The organism is Deltaproteobacteria bacterium, from assembly GCA_005879535.1.
GTDB lineage: Bacteria > Myxococcota > Myxococcia > Myxococcales > 40CM-4-68-19 > 40CM-4-68-19.
The window spans coordinates 19719-42130 of the sequence record VBKI01000032.1 but is presented as its reverse complement, the minus strand read 5'-3'; the positions used below and the strand labels follow the sequence as shown (position 1 = coordinate 42130).

14 protein-coding genes and 1 pseudogene are annotated in these 22412 nt (G+C 68.7%); 5 read left to right on the top strand and 10 right to left on the bottom strand.

From position 1 onward, the window contains the following. Both E6J58_02050 and E6J58_02045 read right to left on the bottom strand, forming a co-directional pair. On the bottom strand, nucleotides 1–1279 hold a 1279-nt coding region (locus E6J58_02050), incomplete at its 3' end, for a hypothetical protein (protein TMB42316.1). After that, nucleotides 1276–4230, bottom strand: coding sequence for a penicillin acylase family protein (locus E6J58_02045; protein ID TMB42315.1), 2955 nt, complete (start codon nucleotides 4228–4230; stop codon nucleotides 1276–1278). The genes E6J58_02050 and E6J58_02045, both read right to left, overlap by 4 nt. Nucleotides 4231–4324: 94 nt before the next feature. Between E6J58_02045 and tesB the strand changes: the two genes are divergently transcribed. The 3 genes from tesB (at nucleotide 4325) to E6J58_02030 (ending at nucleotide 8080) form a co-directional block, all read left to right on the top strand. Beyond that, a complete protein-coding gene (gene tesB, locus E6J58_02040; GenBank protein TMB42314.1) occupies nucleotides 4325–5200 on the top strand; it encodes an acyl-CoA thioesterase II in 876 nt (291 codons plus the stop codon). Between the two features lie 9 nt (nucleotides 5201–5209). Continuing rightward, nucleotides 5210–6961 (top strand): DUF885 domain-containing protein, encoded by a 1752-nt coding sequence (locus E6J58_02035; GenBank protein TMB42313.1) that lies wholly within the window; start codon nucleotides 5210–5212, stop codon nucleotides 6959–6961. A gap of 723 nt (nucleotides 6962–7684) precedes the next feature. Then, nucleotides 7685–8080 carry a LysM peptidoglycan-binding domain-containing protein gene (locus E6J58_02030; GenBank protein ID TMB42319.1) on the top strand — a complete coding sequence of 132 codons (396 nt, stop codon included), beginning with the start codon at nucleotides 7685–7687 and terminating at the stop codon, nucleotides 8078–8080. A 3-nt stretch (nucleotides 8081–8083) separates the two neighbouring features. Here E6J58_02030 and E6J58_02025 read toward each other — a convergent pair whose 3' ends face one another. Further along, nucleotides 8084–8869 carry a hypothetical protein gene (locus E6J58_02025; GenBank protein ID TMB42312.1) on the bottom strand — a complete coding sequence of 262 codons (786 nt, stop codon included), beginning with the start codon at nucleotides 8867–8869 and terminating at the stop codon, nucleotides 8084–8086. Between E6J58_02025 and E6J58_02020 the strand changes: the two genes are divergently transcribed. After that, the gene (locus tag E6J58_02020) at nucleotides 8868–10643 is read left to right on the top strand and encodes a DUF885 family protein (protein ID TMB42311.1); all 1776 of its coding nucleotides are present in this window, start codon (nucleotides 8868–8870) and stop codon (nucleotides 10641–10643) included. The two genes, E6J58_02025 and E6J58_02020, sit on opposite strands and share 2 nt — an antisense overlap. Nucleotides 10644–10769: 126 nt before the next feature. Further along, nucleotides 10770–11246: a CHRD domain-containing protein gene (locus tag E6J58_02015; protein ID TMB42310.1), complete on the top strand. Its 477-nt coding sequence runs from the start codon at nucleotides 10770–10772 to the stop codon at nucleotides 11244–11246. A 417-nt stretch (nucleotides 11247–11663) separates the two neighbouring features. On the opposite strand, the pseudogene E6J58_02010 reads toward E6J58_02015, so the two are convergent. The 7 genes and pseudogenes from E6J58_02010 to E6J58_01980 form a co-directional block, all read right to left on the bottom strand. Beyond that, nucleotides 11664–12116: pseudogene (locus tag E6J58_02010) on the bottom strand (Rieske (2Fe-2S) protein). Beyond that, entirely contained in the window at nucleotides 12064–12573 is a 510-nt protein-coding gene (locus E6J58_02005; protein TMB42309.1) for a hypothetical protein, read from the bottom strand. The pseudogene E6J58_02010 and the gene E6J58_02005 overlap by 53 nt, the downstream one beginning before the upstream one ends. A 100-nt stretch (nucleotides 12574–12673) precedes the next feature. Then, nucleotides 12674–16396 (bottom strand): tetratricopeptide repeat protein, encoded by a 3723-nt coding sequence (locus E6J58_02000; GenBank protein ID TMB42308.1) that lies wholly within the window; start codon nucleotides 16394–16396, stop codon nucleotides 12674–12676. Next, on the bottom strand, nucleotides 16375–17463 hold the full coding sequence (gene bcsZ / locus E6J58_01995; GenBank protein TMB42307.1) for a cellulase: 1089 nt from the start codon (nucleotides 17461–17463) through the stop codon (nucleotides 16375–16377). Before bcsZ ends, E6J58_02000 begins: the two co-directional genes overlap by 22 nt. Next, nucleotides 17460–19517, bottom strand: a complete 2058-nt coding sequence (locus E6J58_01990; GenBank protein TMB42306.1) for a cellulose biosynthesis cyclic di-GMP-binding regulatory protein BcsB — start codon at nucleotides 19515–19517, stop codon at nucleotides 17460–17462. Before E6J58_01990 ends, bcsZ begins: the two co-directional genes overlap by 4 nt. Next, nucleotides 19514–21634, bottom strand: coding sequence for a UDP-forming cellulose synthase catalytic subunit (gene bcsA / locus E6J58_01985; protein ID TMB42305.1), 2121 nt, complete (start codon nucleotides 21632–21634; stop codon nucleotides 19514–19516). The genes E6J58_01990 and bcsA overlap by 4 nt, the downstream gene beginning before the upstream one ends. Next, complete coding sequence (locus E6J58_01980; GenBank protein ID TMB42304.1) at nucleotides 21618–22352, bottom strand: hypothetical protein; 735 nt, start codon at nucleotides 22350–22352, stop codon at nucleotides 21618–21620. The genes bcsA and E6J58_01980 overlap by 17 nt, the downstream gene beginning before the upstream one ends. Nucleotides 22353–22412 lie beyond the last annotated feature (60 nt).

The following is a 22412-nucleotide window of genomic DNA, read 5'->3' as shown; positions in this document are numbered from 1 at the left end:
CGATGGACGCCCCCGTCTTGTCCTTCACGCCGTCGGAGATCACCACGGCGTAATCCGTGTTGTCCTTCAGCGGCCGCGTGCGAAAGACCGACGTCGGGTCCGCCGCCGTGGCGCCGGCGGGCTGCAGCGCGATGGCCGGCGAGAAACCGGACTGCGTCACCTCGACCGGCTCGGTGATGTAGGTCGTCGGACTGACCTGCACGGGCGCGCCTGACGTCGGGATCTCCCAGAGCTGCACCGTGCTCGAGGTCACCGTGCTGGCGGTGATCAGGTCCGAAGTCTGCGCCAGGATCATTCCGGTGGTCGAGAAACCGTCGAGCGCCGCGAACCCGGCTGCCGCCGCGCTCGAGCACGCGCCCTGCGCGCTCAGTGTTCCCCCGGCGAGGGTGCACGCCGCGAGCGGCGTCAGCTTCCCCGTCGATGGATCGCGGAGAAGATCGATCGGGAGCGGGACGATCCCGCGCCCCGGATCCACTTCGACCACCGTCGCGGTGACGGGCGCGACGGTGAAGGCCGTCAGCGCCGCGAGCTCCTCGTGCGGGAAGACCTGGTTCACCGCTGTATAGACTCCGCCCAGGGTGTAGGCGTCGATGAGCGCATTGAGCTGCGCCGCTGCCGCCTGCGCTTCTGCTTCCGACCCTGTCTGTGCGCGAATGGCCGCGAGATCCTGATCGGTGACCAGCTTGTGCCCCTGTGCGACGAAATAGAACGTCGGCGCGGCGTGGATCTCCTCGCCCTCCTTCGTCTTGACCCCGTTGGGCCCGCCGCGAAGGCCGACGACGTACTGGCCGGGTGCCCAAGGCGCGCGATTGCGGTTGTGGATGCTGAGGACGCCATGATCTCCGGCAGAGACGTAGTTGGCGTCCGTGATCGGATCGATGGCGACGAGCCCGCCCGACGTCGCCGTCTTCAGGAACACGACCAGGTTCCCCGCGTTCACGCTCGCCGGGTCGAAGGTGGGGGCAGTTTTGGTAGCGACTCCGCTCTGTCCGACGGTGGTCTTGACCAGCGAGATGGTGACCGGCAGCTCCTGGTCGCTGGGAAAGCCTCCCTGGGAGTTGAAGAGATTGAGAAGCTCCTGCTGCGCCGCGGGAAGGGCCGGCGTTCCGGGAGGAGCCGGCGCCCGCGCGAGGTCGTTCGGAAGCGGAATGCTCGCAGTGGTCGGATCGAAGACCGCCGTGACGGCGGGCTGTGCCGCCGTCTGCGGAACGTTCCCAGGCTCGCCGCAGGCGGCCGCGAGGGCGAGTACGACGAGAGCGCGCGTCTTGGGCATGGTCATGGGGCGGTGAACCTCTGCGTGGAGAGGCCCTTGTTGTCGACCTGGTGTCCGTAGAGGAAGTCGAAGTACTGGTTCAGCACGTACATGTTGAGCAGCGTCAGCGTGTTCGTGAGCACGGCGGGGGCGTCACGCTCGGGACCCGGAAGCTGCATCTTCACCTGCGCGTTGGCCGCGGCCGGATCCATGACGGAGATGAACCGCAGGTTCGATCCGCTCGAATAGGCAAACGCCAGCGGGCTGGACTGCGAAGAATTCGGATTGCCGACGTCCACCGTCAGCGCGCCGCCAGGACGCGCATACGGACCGCCCGAGAAGGCGCCGGCGATGAGCGGGGCCGCCGCGCTCTGCGTCGTCAGCGTATGCACCCTGCCCCAGAGCCACTTCGTCGTGTCGGTGCCGTAGGCCGTCTGCAGCGTGCCGTAAGCGGTGAGGAGCGCCGTAATCGCCTGCTCCTGACAGGTATGGGCCTTGGTCTTCGACGGATCGAAGGTCCTGTCGACGTCGTCGCAGAAATGCGTGTCCGACGACGGCGTCGCCGCCTGGAGCATGTAGAGGATGGCGCGAATCTCCGCGCCGGTATTGCCGGAGAACGACTGGCCCGTCGCCGCCGAGACCACGGCGAAGTCGTCGTCGAAGACGTTGTGCAGCAACTTCTGTAGGAAGGTGTGGAAGAGAAGGCAGGCAGCGGAGTCCCTGAGCTGCGTGGCATCGGTGACGGCCGCGCTCTTCGGATCCATTCCCGTCAAACCCGTGGGGCAGTCGTAATTATCGCTTCCCCATTGCGTCAGCAGGCCGCGCGCGCTGGTGTAATTCACCTGGTTGACCACCGCCGTGGACGGGTAGAGCGGCTCGAACAGCTTGGCGAGAAGCACGGCATGATCGCTCTGGAGCTTCTGGATGTCGTCCAGCGAGACCTTGCCGCCGCCGGTGGTCTTCGTGCGCAGAACGTCCGCGATGCGCGCGTAACGGACGTCGGTGGGATCGGACCAATCGAAGCTGAGGTAGGAATACAACGACGAGTCGATAGAGCTTCCGAACGGGCTGAATGTGTGACCGGTGTACCCTGCCGGATCGCTGTTCGCCGTTGCGTAGTACCCCTTGAAGGGATTGACTCCCCTCGGCAGCTGGTTGTCCGGCACCCAGCACGGCCCGGGAACCGCCGGCGCCGTCACGCAGTCCGCGCCGCTGCCTGCGCCCCATTCTGCAGTTCCGTCACCGGGAAGCGGCAGCCACGGGAAGCGCGTCGTGGCCCACGGACGCAAAGGTACGATCGCGTGGGGGTCGTAGCCGATGTTCCCGGCGTCGTCAGCCAGGACGAAATTCTGCGCGCCGACAGAGTAGTTTTTCAGAGCGGCAAACGCGCTGTTCCCGGCTGCCGAGAGATCGCCCACAGCGTCGGCGTTGTCGAGATCGAGAAATGCCTTGATGTCCTGGGTCGTCTCGTGGCCGGTCCAGCGCATGCTGATGACGTGCGTCGAGTCTACCTGCGCGATGATCGGACCGTGCTGGCGCACGATCAGGACCTGGAACGGAACGTCCGAGCCGCCGCGGACCTTGATGGAATACGTGGCCACCGCAAGTGGCACGCCGTTCACGCACGGCACGGGCAATCCGCAACTGGCGAGCGTATCCTGGTACAGATCGGTTACGTCGTAGCCCACGACGGTGGCCCCCCAGGCGACGTGCTTGCCCCTGCCGATCAGCGCGCCGGGAATGCCGGGAAAGGCGCCGCCCAGGAGATTGAGACCGCTGCTGTCGCTCGCGGTCAGGCCTGCCAGATGGAACAACGGCGGATACTGCAGCGACAAGTGGGGATCGTTCGCCACCAGCGCCTGGCCATTCGCGGAATGCGCGGCATCAACCGCCCAGTTGTTCGAGCCCGCTCCCTCGCTGATCGAGCCGAACGTGGCTTTCATCTCGCTCATGCGGCCATGGATTTCGGCCAGGGCAGGCAGCCACGCCGTGAGGTCGCCATTCATTCCCGGCGCTGGCCGAGCGGGAATGTGCGGTACCGAGGAGTCGTCCGGCGCGAGCGTGAAGCCCTGGATCGGCTGCACCGGGCGGATGTACGCGTTGATCCGCCCTTGTTCGGGATGGATGACCGAAAACGTCTGGCCAAAGAGGCCATACGCAGTTTCCTCCTCGATCGTTTCCGAGAGCTGGAACTGCTGCAGCCGGCCAACGGCGAGCGTGTCCTCGGGCAACCAATCGAGGATGTCGTTGGGCGTGATGGCCGCCGAGATCTGGGCATACTCCTGCGGCATCAACGCGACGTTCTGCTTGAGGAAGGCGATATAGGCGTTCACCCCGCTGGCGAAGGCGTCCAGCTTGGCCCTCGTCGAGGCGTCCAGCGCTGCGACCAGCTTGTTCTCGATCCGATTGGCGTCCCGCGTAACGAACAGGGTGAGGATTTGCTTGTCCTGTCCGAGCTGCACCGAACCGACCAGCTCGGCGAGCTTTCCCCGCGCGATCCGCCGGAACAGATCCATCTGGAACAGCCGGTCCTGTGCCTGGATGTAGCCCTGCACCGCGTAGCAGTCGTTCTGGTTCGCGCAGAAGATGTGCGGGATGTCGTACTGATCGTACGTCACGTCGACGTTCCCGGTCAGGCCAGTGACGGTGTGCCCCGGAAGCGCCGTGCCCTGCGTGGTGAACGTCACGGTCTTCGTCTGCCCCCGCGCCGCGGCGGTGACCGTCACCGGCTGCGTCGAAGGCGGCGGGTGGTACACCACCGACGGCCCCTTGTCGCCGGAGATCGTTCCGGGAACGGTGGTCGACCACGTCACTTCGTTGGCGAGCTCCACCGGCCCGGCGGTGATGGTCACCGGACCGGATGCGGTCTGGTTTCCAGACGGAGTGATCGTGAGTGTCGGCTGAGGCTCGCTTCCCGCGCAGGCAGCGAGGACTGCGTACACCGCCGCCAACATCCGAGTGCGCATCGACGTCTCCATGAAAGTGGGGCTGCAGGAGTGGCCACAGAACTGTCGGGTTCTCTCCTTTTCCTTGGAAGTCGCCCGGTGTCAACTATCGTAGGACAATGTTCCGATGGACCCCGCGCTCGCCGACCTGATCCGCCAGCTCGATCTCGAGCCGCTCGAGGTGAACCTCTTCCGCGGTCAGTCCAGCGATCTGGGCGGAAAGAGCGTCTTCGGCGGCCAGGTCATCGGACAGGCGCTGGTGGCGGCGACGCGCACGGTGGAGGGCCGCGCCCCGCATTCGCTGCACGCGTATTTTTTGCTCCCGGGCGACATGGCCGCGCCCATCGTCTACGAAGTCGATCGGATCCGCGACGGACGCAGCTTCACGGCAAGACGCGTGCAGGCCATCCAGCACGGCCAGCCCATCTTGTCGATGCTCGCTTCGTTCCACGTCGCCGAGCCCGGGTTGGAGCACCAGGACCAGATGCCGCAGGTGCCGCCGCCCGAGTCGCTGCCCACCAGCGAAGAGACCCGCGATCGCTGGTTGGCGGAGTCAGGCGTGGAGCTGCCGGAGCGCTTGCGTGAGACGCTGCTGCGGCCGCGGGCGATCGAGTTCCGCCCGGTCCATCCATGGAACCCGCTCAAGCCGCGCGTCGCCGAGCCGCGCCAGGCATTCTGGCTCCGGGCCGTGGACCGGATGCCGGACGATCCGCTGCTGCACACCTGCATGCTGACCTACGCATCCGACTACAATCTGATTCCGACCGCTCTCCGTCCCCACGGTGTCAGCTGGATGCGCGGGGAGACCATCCTGGCGAGCATCGATCACGCGATGTGGTTCCACCGACCCGCGCGCGTCGACGAGTGGTTGCTGTACACGATGGACAGCCCTTCCGCGCAGGGCGCGCGCGGCCTCGCCCGCGGCTTGATCCACGACCGCGCGGGACGGCTCGTCGCCAGTGTCGCGCAGGAAGGGTTGATGCGGCGGGTGACGCGCAAGTAGGGTGCGCGGATGCTCGCTCTCGTTCTCGTTCTCGCCGCCGCTACACCCTTCCAGGAATCGCTCGCCGAGCTCGCCCGCAGCAAGGCGAAGGACCCGCAGAAGCTCCACCGGCTCTTCGATCTGGCGTGGCAGTACGACAACGCCGAGCATCCCGAGCTCGCGACCTCGCGCGGCGTCGCCGGTTACAACAACCGCTGGACCGACGAATCGCTCGAGGCCATCGAGCGACGCAAGCACGAGACGGTGTCGCTCGGCCAGGCGCTCTCCGCCATCGACCGCAGGAAGGTCGACGCGCAGGATCAGGTCAACTACGACCTCTTCCGCCGCGACGTCGACGACGACCTCGCCGCGCAGCGCTTTCCCCGCGAGCTGCTCGCCATCACGCAGCTCGCCGGACCGCAGTACCTCTCGAGCACGCTGGACATCATGCCGGCGCGCACCGCGCGCGACTACCAGGACATCGTCGCGCGCCTCGACGCCGTTCCGCAGCGCATGGCGCAGGTCGAGGCGCGACTGCGGCGCGGAGTGGAGACTGGCGTCGTCTCCCCTCGCGTGGTCCTGCGCGACGTCGCCGCTCAGCTCGATGCGCAAACGCCGGAGGATCCCCTGCAGGCCCCTCTGCTCAAGGCGTTCGCCAAGCTGCCGGAGGGGATTTCCGAAGAGGCGCGCACGGACGCCGTGCGCATCTACCGCGAGAAGATCGTCCCTGCGTACCGGAAGCTGCGGGAGTACTTCGTCTCCGCATACCTGCCGCACGCCCGCGAAACCGTTGCGCTCTCGGCGTTGCCGGAGGGCGTCGACTGGTACCTCGAGCGCGTCCGGCGCGAGACCACCACCTCGCTCACGCCGCACGAGATCCACCAGCTCGGCCTTTCCGAGGTGAAGCGGATCCGCGGCGAGATGGAGAAGGTGCTGGCGCGCGTCGGCTTCAAGGGGACGCTCGCGGACTTCGCCACTTTCCTGCGGACCGACGCACGCTTCTACTTCACCGATGCGCGCGAACTGGTCCGCGAGTACCGCGACATCGCCAAGCGAATCGATCCGGAGCTGACCCGCCTCTTCGGCAAGCTCCCGCGGCTGCCCTATGGAGTCGTGGAAATCCCTGCTTTTTCAGCACCTTCGCAGACGACCGCGTACTACCGCCAGGGCTCGCCGGAGGCGCATCGGCCGGGAAGCTACTTCGTCAACACGTACAAGCTGGATACCCGACCGAAGTGGGAGATGGAGGCGCTGACGCTCCACGAGTCGGTGCCGGGCCATCATCTGCAGATCGCCATCTCCCAGGAGCTCACGTCGGTGCCCGAGTTCCGCAAGACGTCGCGTTACGTCGCCTTCGTCGAAGGCTGGGGGCTGTACGCAGAGAGCCTCGGGCCGGAGCTGGGGATGTACCAGGACCCCTATTCGCAGTTCGGTCAGCTCACTTACGAGATGTGGCGCGCGATCCGTCTCGTGGTGGACACGGGGATGCACGCGCTGGGCTGGAGCCGGGACCAGGCGATCGACTACTTCCGCCAGAACTCCGCCAAGACCGAGCACGACATCGTGGTCGAGATCGACCGCTACATCGTCATGCCTGGCCAGGCGCTCGCATACAAGATCGGAGAGCTCAAGCTCAAGGAGCTGCGAGCGCTTGCGTCAAAGGAGCTGGGAGCGAAGTTCGACGTGCGCACCTTTCATGACGCAGTGCTCGGGAGCGGCGCGCTTCCCCTTGACGTTCTTGAGGAAAATGTTCGCGCGTTCATCGCCCAACAGCGGCGATGAAGGAGAAGCTGGACGCAAGGCGGGGTTTATCCGGTATGCTATGCCGCAATGCGACTCGCCCTTACTGCGCTCATTGCGCTCACGGCCGCCGCCGCTTCCGCCCAGGAAGGTGTCACCGCGACGGAAGGGGATGCTCCAGAGGAGGCTGAATCAGCGACGGCAGAGCCGGTGGGCCCTGCCCTCCTCTATACCCGGGAGCTGACGGACCAGGACCTGGCGCGAAAGTTCCGGGACGACCTGGCCTCGCTGGGCAGCGTGTCCATCGGCTTCGCCGACCGGGGGCGGGTGCTGAATGCCGTGCAGATGCCGCAGGATCCAGCCTGGATCGTCGAGCGGCCGAACGTCGCGTACGCGACGCGGGAGACGATCGACGCGCTGGCGCAGGTCTTCCGGTCCGTGCACCGCCGGTTCCCCGCCTCGGCGCCCGCCCGGCTCAGCCACGTGGGAGCCAAGGATGGCGGAAATCTGAGGCCGCACCGATCGCACCAGAGCGGCCGCGATGCGGATATCGGGCTCTTCTATCGGGGAGATCGCATCCCGCCGCGCGGTGTCGCCCGCGAGAGCGTGATGGATCCGGCGCGCAACTGGGCGTTGCTCCGGGCGCTGATCACCGAGACTGACGTCCAGCTCATCCTCGTCGACAAGCGGATTCAGGCGGTCCTGATCCGGTACGCGCTGGCCATCGGCGAGGATGCGCGATGGCTCGGGCAGATCTTCGGGCGCATCGTCAGGCACGCACGGAGCCACCGCGATCACTTCCACGTCCGGTTCTACGCGCCTCGTTCGCAGGAGCTGGGCCGGAGAATCCAGCCGCTGCTCGCGCTAGGCCCGGACGACAACGTGGTCCTCCACCTGGTGCGTTCGGGGAACACGCTCGGACAGCTCGCGGCGCGCTATAAGACGAGCGTCGTAGCCATCCGCAAGGCGAATCGCATCCAGGGGCGATCGGTCTTGCGGCTCGGGCAACACCTGGTGATTCCAGTGCGCAGCAACTGCACGGTCTGTCCGCTGCCCCCGCCGCTGGCCATCCCGCCGCGCTTGCTGCCGCCGGAGCGTTCCTCCAGCGTGGCGCAGTCGTGGGTGGGCGGGATCAACCCCGAGATGGCAACGGCCGAGTAAGGGCTAAAAGGCCCATCCCGCGCCGGCGGTCAGACCGAACAAACCAAAACCGTCGCTGAGGAAGTCATATCCGATCTGCGCTTGCGCCGAGAGATTGGGGTGCAGCTGCGGCAGCGGGTAGAGCACCGTTCCCATCAGGCCCACGCCGACCGGAGTCGGAGCGCCGCTGAAGGTATTCGGCATGAACGCAAAGGCCACGCCGCCGAGGAGCTGGACAGGGCCGGCCCTGTCGTAGCGCACTCCGGCACCGAGCTTGATCGGGAAGATCGTGCCTCCGGTCGGGAATCCCAGGGCGACGTCCCCCCAGGCGATCAGCGGCAGCTCGGGCGTCAGCGAGATCAGGCTGACCGCGCCGCCGGCGTGCAGGCCGAAGGCGCCCGAGCTGTTGCCCGCGCTGACGTTGTAGAACCCGACTCCGCCCCAGCCGATGTAGGGCGTGCGCCTGGTCCCGGCGATCAGCGATTCCGTCGGGGCGACCGAGCTCGCCGCGTCGGAGGCGGCCCTCGATGCGCGCTTGACGCAGGTGCCGTTGGAGCACACCTGCCCGGAGCTGCAGTCTGCGTCCTTGTTGCAGGAAGCAGCCTCTGCCGCCGCGCTCGCGAAGAGCGCCGCCCCCAGCGTCACCGCGGAGATCGACTTCCAGGTCATTCGCCCCTCCCTTTCGGCGCGAGGATTGCGCCCGACACCCAATAAATGACTGGCGGTGAAACTCCAGTTCCATGTCGGCCCGTCGTCCGCGAGTGTGCATCGGCGAAATGCCGGGCGGGCTGCTTCGTATCGAGACCTCATGCCCAGCGCTTTCGTCCTCGTCGCCGTCCTCGTCGCCCAGATCGCTCCCGGCACCGTCGATTCCCGGCGCCAGCAGCTCGCCGACCTCTTGTCCGAGCACTGGGAATACACGATGCGGACCAATCCGGAGTACGCATCGGTCCTGGGCGACAAGCGCTACAACGACAAGATCACCGATTTCTCCGAGAAGGCGATCTACACGGACATCGAGGCGCAGACGCAGTTCCTCGCCCGTTTCCTCGCCGTCGGCGTGCAGGGATTTCCCGAGCAGGAGGCGCTCAATCACGCGCTGATGGTGCGGCAGATCCGGGTGCAGCTCGAGGGAGTGCCGTTCAAGGACTGGGAGATGCCCGTCTCGCAGTTCGGCGGCATCCACATCAACGCGCCGCAGCTCGTCTCCGTCCTCTCCTTCGAGACGGTGAAGGACTACGACGACTACATCGCCCGGCTCCGGCTGCTTCCCATCGCGTTCGCGCAAATCACCGAGCTGATGCGCAAAGGCGTCGACGACAAGCTGGTGCCGCCGCGGATTTTGCTCGAGCAGGTGGCGCGGCAGTCGGCGAAGATCGCCGACGCCGAGCCGGAGGCGAACCCGTTCTTCGAGCCGGCGAAGAAGATCCCCGCGGGCTTCCCCGAGGCGGACAAGACGCGCATCCGCGAGCAAATGCTGGCCGCGATCCGCGACGGGATCCGGCCCGCGTACCAGCGCTTCACCAAGTTCGTCCAGGAGGAGTACGTCCCGAAGGGCCGCGCGGAGCCTGGCATCTGGGCGCTGCCGGACGGCGCCGCGCGCTACGCGTACGCCGTCGAGCAGTCGACCACGACGAAGATGTCGCCGGAGGAGATCCACCAGCTCGGCCTGCGAGAGGTCGCTCGCGACCGGGCGTTGATGCTGAAGATCGCGAACCGGCTCGGCTACAAGGATCTGAAGTCGTTCGACGCCGCCATCGCGAAAAACCCGGATCTCCATCCGAAGTCGCGCGAGCAGATGCTCGAGCAGTACCGGAAGTACATCGATCAGATGTCGGCGCGCTTGCCGCAGTACTTCGGGCGGCTGCCGAAGGCGAAGGTGGAGGTGATGCCGGTCGAGCCTTACCGCGAGAAGGAAGCCTCGGGCGCGCAATACGTCGACGGGACGCCGGACGGCAAGCGACCGGGCCACGTGATGGTGAACACCGGCGACTTCGAGAAGCGAACGACCGTCGACATCGAGACCACCGCGTACCACGAAGGCGTTCCCGGGCATCATCTTCAAGTGTCGATCGCCCAGGAGCTGCCGAGCTTGCCCCCCTTCCGGCAGCACGCGTTCTACGTCGCGTTCATCGAAGGATGGGGCCTGTACTCCGAGCGGCTGGGACAGGATGCGGGCTTCTTCCAGGATCCGTACAGCATGTACGGACACCTGCAGGACGATCTCTTGCGCGCGATCCGGCTGGTGGTGGACACAGGTTTCCACTTCAAGCGCTGGACGCGCCAGCAGGTGGTCGACTACTTCCACGCCAATTCCGGCATCGACGAGCCCACGGTGCAGAGCGAGACCGACCGGTACATGGCCTGGCCGGCGCAGGCGCTGGGATACAAGATTGGCCAGCTCAAGATCCTCGAGCTGCGCGATCGCGCGAAGAAGCAGCTGGGGGCGCGCTTCGACATCCGCGGCTTCCACGACGAGGTGCTGGGCGGCGGCGCCATGCCGCTGGACGTGCTGGAGAAGCGGGTGGACGGCTGGATCGCCCAGACCGGCCAGGCCGGGGTCTCGGGCACTGCGCTTCACTAGCCGGCCGGGGCGGTATCCGAATGGCGAGATCCGCGCCAGAATGAGCCGCATTAGCTTTTCCTGGGAACCTGCGGACCCATCGCGCACTCCAAGTGTCCGAGGCGGTTCGCACCCCGAGGAGAGACCATGAAAACGGCATTGATTTCTGCAGCCTGCGCGCTGGCGGCTTGCGGAGGGTCGTCAGGGCCAGCCACGAAGTTCACCGCGACAATGAGCAGCGCCAACGAGGTTCCGGCTTCGCCTCATCCGAACGCGTCGGCGACGGGAAGCGCGACGTACACAGTCAGCGGCTCGACCGTCAGCTACACGGTCACGTTCAGCGGTCTGTCGGGGAACGCCACCATGGGCCACATCCATGTCGGCACCTCGACCGAAGGCGGTACGGTGGTAGTGCCATTCACGCCGCCGGCCGCCACGTCGGGAACCTTCACCGGGTCGTTCACGGGTTCCGACGTGCGGGCGGGGACCACGCCGAGCCAGACCATCGTCGCCGGCGACATCAACTCGATGCTCTCCGCCATGCGCGCCCGCGGCACGTACACGAACATCCACACCAGCTCGAATCCGGCCGGCGAGATCCGGGGACAGAACCAGCCCCAGTAACCTCCCTCAGGCGCGGAACGTGGTGGATACGGTGACCGTCGTGCCGTCGAAGGCCACTACGTACCGGAGTAGGCCTCCTCCCGCCGGGCCCTGCACGAATCCGCCGGCGAGATTGAAGATCGAGCCGTGACACGGACAGTCCAGCTCGCCGGCTCCGGGCAGGACGGTGCACCCGAGGTGCGTGCAGATGGCGTCGATCGCCGCAACCGCATCTGGCCCGCTTTCCAAGGGGAGGCGGGTGATGAGCAGCGGGCTGGGGAATCCGGTCGGACGGCCGGCGACGATGCCTCCCACTGTCGCCAGGGCGGGAAAGTCCGCGATCGCAAAGCTGAACTCCCCGTCGCTGACGCGGAGATCCTTCAAGGCGCCCGTGCCGGCGAAGAGCTGAACGATGAGGTTCCCCTGCCCGTCGGGCGCCACCGGATAGGTTGCGAGATCGCTCTGTGCGGGAGGATTCAGGACGGTCCCGTCTCCGGCAAAGCGGGAGCCGTGGCAAGGGCATTCGGCCTCGCGATCTTCCGGGACCCACGCGACGGAGCAACCCTCGTGCGGACACGTCGCTCCCAGCGCGACGAAACCGGTACCAGTATTCGCGATCAGATATCCCCCAGGCTCGCCCAGCGGCTGGGCGATGACGGCGCCGCCGGCGGTCGACAACTCGGACGCCTGCGCCAGCGGGATCGTCACATCGCCATCGACCGGCGCGGGAACGCTGAGGGAACGGTTGGGCGAGATGCGGCGCACGCAGCCGACCTTCGCCGCCAGGGAGACGAGCGCCGCGGTGCGGATCATCGATCTTCGCGAGAAGTCGGCCATTTCAGTTGTCCGGGGCCCCGCTTTGGATCCACTGCTCGATCGCCGCCAACGCATCCGCGCACGTCGAGCCCGGCGCGTCTGCCGGCTGGCCGCCTCCGTACGTCGGATCGAGTGCCGAGGTCAGGCGCAGCTTGGTGAGCAAGAACGAGCCCTGCGGATCGCCGGCCTTCACCAGCACGAGTCCGCGGGCGCTTCCCAGCTGATTCGCGGCCGACGCGTTGACGAGGTTCGCATACGGGTGTCCGAAGAAACTCGGCCCACTGTTCACGTTCGCTGAGTCCGTGGCGTGGCAATTCAGCTGGCGGACGCCGCAGCCCACCTGGATGAAGTGCAAGTTGATGCTCGAGAACGTGGGCTGCAGAACGGGGCAAGTCCTCGTCCCTTCGATGCATGTGCCCTGCGCGCAGAACGCGGGCTGGGCGCAGTCGGGATCGATGGCGCACTGCGCCCGATCGACGCCGCCGATGCATCCGGCGACGAGAAGCGCGGCGATGGGGACGCGCAGCAACATCGAGCGCGCATATTAATGCGCACTCTGCGCGCGCGCCGGAGAATGAATGCGCTCCAGCGTAGGCGCAAAGCCGCACCTTCGGTGCGGCAGCGCCTAACCGTCAGAGTCCGGCGGCGCGCAGGACGACGCCGGCGCGAACTTCCTGGAACTCCGGCGCTCGCTGCACCGCGCCAGAGAGGCCCAGCTCGAATCCTCCGCCGAGGCCGATCCCGAGAAAGGCGCGCCCCGTGAACGAAAATCCGCCCTCCGTCTTGCCGGCATAGAACCCGCTGTTCGGATCGAACGGCAGGATCGGCGCGTGCGCTTCCTGGTACCAATCGTAGCCGGGCTCCGCCGCGGCGTCCCACCTCACCGCTCCCGGGTGTTGCCAGCGGAGGACGCCGGCCCCGTGGAAAAAACGCTGCGGGCTGAAGTAGCCGCCGTTGCCGAAGGTGAAGAAGCGCTGGTTGTTCTCGAACGCGAGCGCGGTGAAGGCCGGACCGAGCCGGAACTCTCCCAGCGGACCCGCTCCGAGCGCCAGCTCCGCTCCGCCGCCTCCGGCGAAGCGCCGGTTTTCGAGCACGCGCAGGCCGATCAGCCGTCCGCCTTCGCCGTACGCGTAGATCGACCCGATGCGGCCGTTCACCGAGAGATCGAGCCGGCCGCCTTGCAGGAGCACGCCGCCCCACAAAGTCCCGGTCGCCGGATCGCGGGCCGCCGCCATGGAGACGAAGCTGTCGGTGACGCTGCGGCTCGACCCCTCTGCCGCGACGAAGAGCGGACCCATGTTGCCGCGCAGTCGTACGCCGCCCACCGCCGCGAGGATGGGGAACCCGAGCGGCGTCGCACCGACATCGGCGACGAGATGGCGGCTCTCGAACGTCGCATGGAGCTCCGTTCCCAGCGCCCGCTGCGGGCCGGCGCCGCCCACCGCTCCGGTTCCGAAACGGGATCCCGCCGAGGCCGATACGGATCCCGCATCGAGCTGGACCTCGGAGATGCGCAGCGTGAGCCTGCCGGACAGCGCGATGGGCACCTCGACGTTCGCGGCGCCGCGATATTCGCTGAGCGCGCTCAAGCCCGGCTCACCCTTGCGCTGCCGGAATCCGACGTCGCCGCCGATGGCGGGGCGATGGCGGCTCTCGATACGCTGCATGTCGCGGGCGATCTCCGAGTGCAGGACCTCGGGATCGGTCCGCGCGGCGAGCCGCGGCGTTCCTTCCGGGTTCATCCCGCGGCCGATTCCTTCCTGCGGAATCTGCGTGGTCCGGAACACCTCGCTGCGCGCCAGTGCCGAGGCGCGGCGGAGCAGGCGCATGGCCTCGGCGTCGTCGCCCTCGCGTTCTTCGAGGTGGGCGGCGAGCTGCAGGAGCCTGGGATCGTCCGGTTGCCCGGGGGCGGTCGCGCCGCGCAGCAGCCCTCGCGCCTCGTCCACGTCGCCCCGCGCCAACGCCGTGTCGACTGCGCCTCGCAGCGCGTCGCCGTCGTTCGGAACCGCGCGCAGCACCTCGAGGTAGAGGCCGTGCGCCGCGTCCATGTTTCCCTCCTGCTCCCGGGTCCGCGCCAGCGCAGCGAGCAGCAGGGGGTCGCGCGGATAGTCGCGCAGCGCCGCGGACAGAGCAGCTTCCGCTGCGCGGAGATCGCCCTGCTCGCGCTGGCGATCGGCAAGCCGGACGGCATGAGCGACGCGGAGGTCGCCGAGCGAGCGGCGCTCTGCCGGCGTCAGCGAGGGATCCCGATCGAGGCCGCGCAGGATCTCTCCGAGGAAGGCGTCGTCGTCCGAGTCGAGCAGGGTCGAGGCGAGCTCCAGACGCGCGGCGCGCGTCGCCGCCGGACCGCGTGCCATGGCGTCGCGCATGAGCGCCGACGCCTTTGCGCGGTCGCCGATCTTCGACCAGGCGACGGCGAGCTGCGCGACGAGCTCGGGCTGTCCTTTGGCCTCCGCCTCCATCGCTTCCAGCTCGCGCACCGCCTCGTCCCGCCTTCCGGTGATGGCGAGCTCCAGCGCCGGCGGGATGCGGACCTGGAATTCCAGGCGGCGCCGAAGTGCCAGCACTGCCGGATCGCGCGGAGGCGGCGACAGGGACCGCAGGATCGCCAGGGCCTGGATATCCTGGTGGGCGGCAGCGAGCACGCGCGCCTGCGCCACCCGCGCTTCCGGCAGCTCCGGGGCAAAGCGCAACAAGGCGGCGACCGCGCTCTGCGCTTCGGGGAGGGCATTCAACTGCAAGAGGACGTTGGTGAGATCGTGCAGCACCCAGACGTCCGACGGATCGGCCTCGCGCGCTTCGCCGAGCTGCTGGCGCGCCCGGGCGAATTCGTGCGCCTGCCGGCTCTTCGCCGCCTCGGTGCGCAGCATCTCCGCGCGCAGCCAGCCGGCCCGATAGGAGTATTGCGGCGCCACCTTGGCGAGGCGTTCGTTGACGGGAATCGCCTCCTCGAACCGGCGCTGCTGCACGAGCAGACCGGCGAGAGCGCGCAGCGCGGAGGTCTCGTCCGGCACGGAAACCAGCACTTCGCGCAGATTCGTCTCCGCTTCGCCGGGCCGGCCGCTCTCGAGCATGAGGTCGGCGAGCGCCAGGCGCGCGTGCCAGCGCTCCTGTGGCACACCGCCGTCGATGGCTGCCCGCAGCGCGGCCTCCGCATCGTTGTCGCGACCCTCCTCCCGGGCGATGCGCGCGTCGCGCAACCGGGACCAGAAGACCACGCCCTGGAGCTGTCGCTCCCAGACGTCGCGTCGGTCGGGAACCAGCCTGCGGGCGCGCTCGAGGAGCTCGCGCGCCTTGGGGAAGTCCTCGTTGCGCTGCGCTTGCGCCGCCTGCTTCTGGGCGATCAGCGCCAGACCGAGCCGGGTGTCGGCATCGGCGGGAATCGAACGGAAGTAGGACTCGGCAGCAGTGAGATCGTCGCGGTCGAGCGCCGCGAACCCTGACTTCTTCGCCTGGGCAGCGCGGCGGCCGGCGATCAGCGCGCGGCCGTGCACTGCGTCGGGATCCTTGCCCGCCAGATCGAACAACCTCTGCGCCTCGCGCATGTCCCCGCGGTCCAGCGCGGCAAATCCTTCGCGGATCGTGGCCGCGTTTCGCGCCCGCTCGAGGTGGAGCTTGACCTCCATGTCCTTCGGGTGTCCCCTCAGCCAGTCGCGGTAGAGGGCGACGTCGCGCTCGGTCGGCGTGAGCCAGAGAAGCGCCTGCCGCCAGCCCGCGGCGGCGTCCTTGCCGATGGTCGGGTCGCGCGCCAGCGCCGCCAGCATGGTGATTCCCTCGCGGCGGGTCTCGTCGCGATACGTGAGGAGCTTCGCGAGCGCGAGCTTGTATCGGACCTCCGCGGGCGCGCGCCGCACCAGCCGTCGCAAGCCGTCGCGGGCCTCCTGCCACCCTTCCGGGGCGCCGCTGGCGGTCTGGTAGTACTCGAGCGCGAGATCTCCAGGCGGCCCTGCCGGGCCGAACAGCTCGCGGTATTTCGCCGCTCCTGCAGCCGGGTGGCCTTCGTGGATCAGCTTGCGCGCGTCCAGCAGCAAGGCGCCGAAACGGGGGCCGAGCTCGATCTGCCGTCGCAGCACGGGAACGTCGGGATGGTTGGGCGCCACCTTCTCGAGCCGCGCGAGCATCTCTCGCGCCTGCTGCATGCGGCCGGCGCGGGCGCTGAAGCCGCCGACTGCCGCGAGCGCCTCGGCATTGTCCGGCGCCACCTCCAGCACCTGCTTCCAGGCATCGTCGGCCTTGTCGGAGCGGGCCCGCGCCTGCCAGTACCAGGCGTTGCGGACGAGGCCGCCGAGAAGGTCGTCCGCGAGCGCCGCGGACGCCATCGCCAGGATGGCAATCAGCGTGCGCGCCCGAGGCATCGGGTCTCCCAGGCAGGTGCGAGCGAGCCGTCGCCGCCGAACCGGTAGCGCGACTCGCTGAATCCCTGCGCGAACAGGATGAGGTTCTGGTCGTAGTAGGCCGGCGGGTCGCCGTAGAGGCCGTCCTTGCGGGCCTCGGAGACGCGCGCCTCGAGCGCGCGGCGCGCGTCGGGGGGCGCGATGGGGATGAGCGCGGCGTAGAACCCCGGTGGAGCCGACCCGCGCGCGACGAGCGTGCGCGCGTCGATGCGTTCGGGCAACGCCGCCGTCTTCTCCAATTCGCGCAGCAGGCCCTGGGCAATGCGATCGAGCTGCGGATCGCGGTCGGGCATCGTGCCGACCCAGAGGTAGACACGGATGGCGTCGTAGCTGCCGACCCTGCCGTGCACCGGGTCTTCGACGAGCGTTCCCGCCTTGGCGAACGCCCAGTCGGGAGCAGCGCCACCCTGGGCGAAGAGGTGCAACATCTGCACCGAGCTTTGCAGCACGCGATCCCAAGGCGCGCCCAGCTGCGCGAACCTGCGCAGGAGCTGCGGCGGGGCATAGCTCGGATTGATCCGGAACCCCCCGCTGACGGAGAAGCCGCTCGGTCCGGGAAGGAGGATCGTGCCGAACTGCGGGGCCTCCGCGAGATCCCTGGAGGCGACGTTCGAGAGAACGCGCCGGCCGAGCGCCGTGTACCTGGCGTCCGCCCACAGCCGTCCTGCTTCCAGCAGGCTATAGGCGATCCAGAGATCGGCGTCGCTCGCTGAGTTCTTGTCGATTACGCCCCAGGTGCCATCGCGCCGCTTTCCCCAGTGCCAGGCCGGGAGGTTGCGCCCGAGATCTCCGCGGGCGAGGTTTTGCTCCGTCCAGGTGAGGAGGCGCTGGAACGATGCCCGGTCGTTGGCGACCAAGGCGAAGAAGAGCGCGTAGGCCTGCCCTTCCGATGTGCTCCGCTCCGATGCGCTGCGGTCGATCACGCGGCCGTCACCTGCGATGAACCGCTCCGAGTACCGGGTCCACAACGGCCACGAAGCGTCGCAGGGAGAGGCAGCGAGCAACGCTCCGGCGACCATGGCCATCATGCGGCCTCCCCGACGGTCAGCCGGGCGCGCATCCGCCGCGCCAGGAAGCGCCGGCCGTGCGCCGCCAGCAATACCGCGCCGACCAGCAGGACCGGCGGCAACGCCAGCCAATGCGTAGCGAGGAACCAGCGCGCCCGGGTCCAGGTATCGAGCTCGCCCCGGCCGAAGGCACCGCCGATGCGGAACATCGCGCGCTCGCCGTTGGTGAGCATGAGGAGATCGCCGCCGCGGCCGCGGCTCTGCGCGTATCCGAGGAAGTCCGCGAACCGCGGCATCGCCGTCCCCGTGATCACCACCGCGACGCGGCCGGGTGAGACGGGAGACTCGATGGCGGCGATGGCGGCGACATCGGCCGACCGCGAGAGGAGGTCCCCGGCGCGCTGCGCGTCGAGCAGCGGCTCCGGCCCGCCGAGCAGGTCGAGCGGCCGGAACGTGCGCTGCACCCGCGCTGACTTTCCCTGCAGCGCGATGGGCAAGGCGACGGACCAGCGGGAGATCAGCGCGTTGTCGTCGGGTGTACCGATGGCGAGGACGTCGCGGTCGCGCGGCATCTCGGACGAGGGAGGGAACGTCGCGCGCGTCGCCACCCTGCCCGTGATCTGCGCGAGCTGCCCGAGCACCGAGAGCGCCATTGACAGCTCGGCGGGAGACGGCCGCTCCGGCAGCACCACGGCGGTGTCGCCGAGATCCGGCACGCGCGTGAACGGAAAACCGTCGAACGCGAAGGCCGAGACGTCGGGAAGGTTCGAGAAATGGCTCAGGTGTTCCACGTGCAGGACGGAGTCGCCGGCGATCTCGACCCGCGGCGACTCACCGGACGTCCACGCGGGGACCGCGGCGCATGGATCGGGATCGGGATAGTGGACGTGGACGAGGAGCTGGTTGAACCCTCGCATGTGCTCTCGGGGAATGCGCAGCCGGACTCGCTGCGGCTTCCCGGGCGACGCCCGCGGCAACGTGGCGAGGAAGTATCCGTTGATCTCCGCGTCCAGCCGCGGCGGGAGCGCGCCGCGCGGGATCCGTTCTGAGTAGCCGAGGTCGAGCACCACGAACTCGGCGGGCCAGATCCACAGATCCGGAGCGACGCGGAACCGGACCGCCAGCGTTGCTGGGGTGCTGCCTTCGTGGGCGAACACGCTGCCCGACGGATACTGCGAGAACGGCACCGGCCGTCCGGAGGGCACCCAGCGCGGGGCGGAGTAGGGCGCCGCGGGCGGCTGCGGCGGAGGTCGCGGCAACATCGCCTCCGGTCCCGCCAGGCGCGCGCTGCGGGCGACGAGGCTCTCGACAGCAACCCGCAGTTCTTCGGCAGTGCGGCCGCCGATCACGAGCAGCTTCACGTTCGACTCGGGATGGGCGGGATGGTCGATCATGCGGATGGACGGGCCACGCGGCGGATCGATGCCCAGGCGCGATGCATCGGCGCTGCCGGCGACCAGCACGATCGCGCGCGAGTCGGGAAGCGTGCCGACACGCGCGTCGAAGGCGAGGGGGATCGGCGCATCGACCGCGAACCAGCTCGCCACCATGGCGGCGAGCCGCACTTCCTCGTGGGAAGGCGGATGGCCCAGCACGACCGGAACCGTCGCGCTCGTGTCGTATCCGCGGTCGAAGAACGGCAAGGGGAGCAACGCCATCTCGTTGGGGAGAGGCACCGGGTTCGCCTGCAGGACGACGCCGATCGAGCGGACCGCCGCCCAGGCACCCTGCCTCGCGACGCAGCGGCCTTCGCGATCGCGCAGCCGCAGCGAAAGCGTGTTGCGGTCGGCGAGCAAGGTGCGGGCGACAGGGATGTCCGGCGGGCGGGGATCGTCTCCGGTGAGGAGGGCGACCCGCTCGTCGTTCACCAGCACTTCCATCGACTCGATCGGGCCGGCGAACGCGATGCGGACCGCCGCGCCCGTCAGCTCCTCGTCGGCGCGGGCCGTGAAGGGAAAGTCCAGCGCGGGCACGCTGGAATCGCGCTGCGCACGCGTCGGACCGAGCTCCACGAATCTCTCCGCCCGAACCGCTCCGGCGCAGAGCAGTACGGCGGCGGCGGTCGCGAGCCTCATGCGTGCCCCCGAGCAGGCACCGGCAGGCGCGAAGGCAGCGCGCGGGGAGGTGGGCGCATCGACAGCGCGAGTGCGCGGCCGACTCCGGCCGCTCCGTGGCGGGCAATGGACAGCAACGTGAGCAGGGGCCGGTCGCGGCGGTGGCCGTCGGCCCAACCCAGCCAGGCATCCGCGCGCGAGAAGATGGCCCGGACGAGATGCGCTTCCTGCTCGAGGGAGAGCGACGTGAAGCGCACCCGAACGGAGCGGCCCCCGGCGTCGAGTACCTCGGCGGGGAGCGGCTGCTCCGCATCGAAGCAAAAGAGAGAAAGCCAGACCTGCTCGCGCTGGGACATGGGAACTGGCGCGCGCAAGGTGACGCTGGCGCCATCGCGTCCAAGGTCGCGGGTCTCCGCGGCTGCCGTCGTGCCGTCGGCGAAGCGGAGCATCGCCGGGAGCCGCGCCGGCACGCGCTGCGCGGCGCGGACCTGCGGCCGCTCGCACGCCGCACCGATGGCTGCCGCGAGCACGATCAGGTTGTGCAGCGCCCAGGCGGCGTTGATGGCGAGCGAATCGAGCTCGCCGTCACCCATCCGCAGCTTCCAGGCTCCGGCGGCGATGGCGGTCAGGTTCACGGCCGCGAGCAGGATGTAGGGCAGCGCGATGCGGCCGTCGAAGTACGGGACGTCGACGCGGCCGCCCTTCGCGGTGACGTTGAACTTCCCGGTGCGGGGCGCGATGAGCGCCAGCGTGGTGGGAATGGCGGTGTACCAGGCGAGGCACGTCTCGTAGACCTCGGACCAGAACGAATGACGGAAGCGGCCGTGGATGCGCGCGTTGCACGCCGTGGAATGGATCAGGTGCGGCAGGCCGTACGCCACCGCCGCGAGCGGCAGCGCGTTGAAGATGTGCCAGCCAAACACCAGGTAGCCGACCGGAGCCAAGAGGAACACCAGCCGCGGTACTCCGGAGAAGAAGTGCAGCATCGCGGCGAAGTAGCTGAGACGCTGGGAGAGCTTGAGCCCGCGCCCGAACATCGGGTTGTCCACGCGGAAGATCTGCGCCATTCCCCGAGCCCAGCGGATCCGCTGCCCGACATGTGCCGCCAGGGTCTCGGTGGAAAGACCGGCCGCCTGGGGAACGTCGAGATAGGCCGTCCGCCATCCGCGCCGGTGCATCTTCAAGGCGGTGTGAGCGTCCTCGGTGACGGTCTCCACCGCGATGCCGCCGACGTCGTCCAGGGCGCTGCGGCGGAGGACCGCGCACGATCCGCAGAAGAACGACGCGTTCCAGGTATCGATGCCGGGCTGGATGACGCCGTAGAACAGCTCGCTCTCGCCCGGCACGCGCGGAGCGGTGCCCAGGTTCCGGCCGAACGGCTCCAGCGAGTAGAAGTGGTGCGGCGTCTGCACCAGCGCGAGCCTGGGATCGCGCAGGAGCCATCCCATCGTGGTCTGCAGGAAGGACCGGACGGGCACGTGGTCGCAGTCGAAGATCGCGACGAACTCGCCGTTGGTCTTGCCCAAGGCGTGGTTCAGGTTGCCGGCCTTTGCGCGGGCATTGTCGGGTCGCGTGACGTACCCGACGCCCGCCTCGGCGGCGAACTCGCGGAATCCCGGACGGCGGCCGTCGTCGAGGACCCAAACGCGCAGGCGGTCGCGGGGCCAGTCGAGCGACGCCGCGGCGAGGACGGTGGCGCGTACGATGTCCAGCGGCTCGTTGTAGGTGGGAATGAAGACGTCCACGCTCGGCCACGATGCGAGATCGTGCGGCATCGGCACCGGCTTGCGCCGGAGACCGGCGATCGACTGCGCATACGCAAGCAACAACATCGCGCAGGCGTACAGCTCCGCCGCGAGGAGGATGCCGCTGAGCACGGCGTCGAAGGACCAGTCCGACGACAGCGTCGTTCCCAGGCGCCACCAGAGGTAGCGGCCGGTGGTCGCCACCGACAGCAGCACCAGGGAGAGCGTGGCGAGTCGACCCTGCGAGCGGCCGAGGATCAGCGCGGCGACGACGAGCGAACCGGCGAGGGCGAACTGCGTGCGCAGATCGAGCGGGGTGACGACGAACAGCGTGATGCAGAGCCCGGCGAAGATGGCGGCCAAGGCTCGCGGGATGTCACTCGACCCACGCATGCCGTTCGGTGGCCCTCCCCCCCGGGTGGAGCTCCTTCGCCAAGGCGTCCAGATCCGCCACCACCTGCGCGGCAGGCGCGAGATCGCGGACGGCGCGGTGCTCGAGGAATGCGTCGTGGAGGGCACGGTCTTCCTGGATGACGGTCGCGAGCACGCGCGGACCGAGCGCGCGCCGCATCGCCGCGAGGACTTCGCGATCGGTTCGTCGCCGGCCGTCGAATGCATTGACCAGCCAGCGGGCGCGCGGCTTGCGCCAGGAGCGCATCCGCGTCCGCACCAGGAGCGCTTCCATCTGTGGCACCGCCGCAAGGCAGGTGGCGTCGGGGCGAGCGACCACCAGGAGCTCGTCGGCCTCGCTCAGCACATCGGCGGGAGGAGGCGAGCCGGTATCGACGAGCAGGACGTCCCGCTCGAGGGCGAGATGCTCGATGCAGCCGGAAGGATCGCGTCCTTCGGATCCGAACCAGGCGGTGAGCGCGCCCTTGGGATCGACGTCCACGGCGCCGGCACGCGCACCGGCCTGCGCGAAGGCCCGGATGAGATTCGCGCAGAGAGCGGTGCGCCCGACGGAAGGAACCAGCGAGACGAGCCCGATCGTGACGACCCCCTGTCGTTGCTCCGTCCGACGGACCGGTGCGGGCGCTGCCGCCCTGAAGTCGCGGTAAGCGAGCCCCGGCACGCGCAGATGGCGTAGCAGGTTGCGGACGTCTGGCGTCAAGGTCCCTCCGGGTAAGGCAAGGCTAGAGACGACGGTGCGGGATCAAAAGGGTCGGGCGTT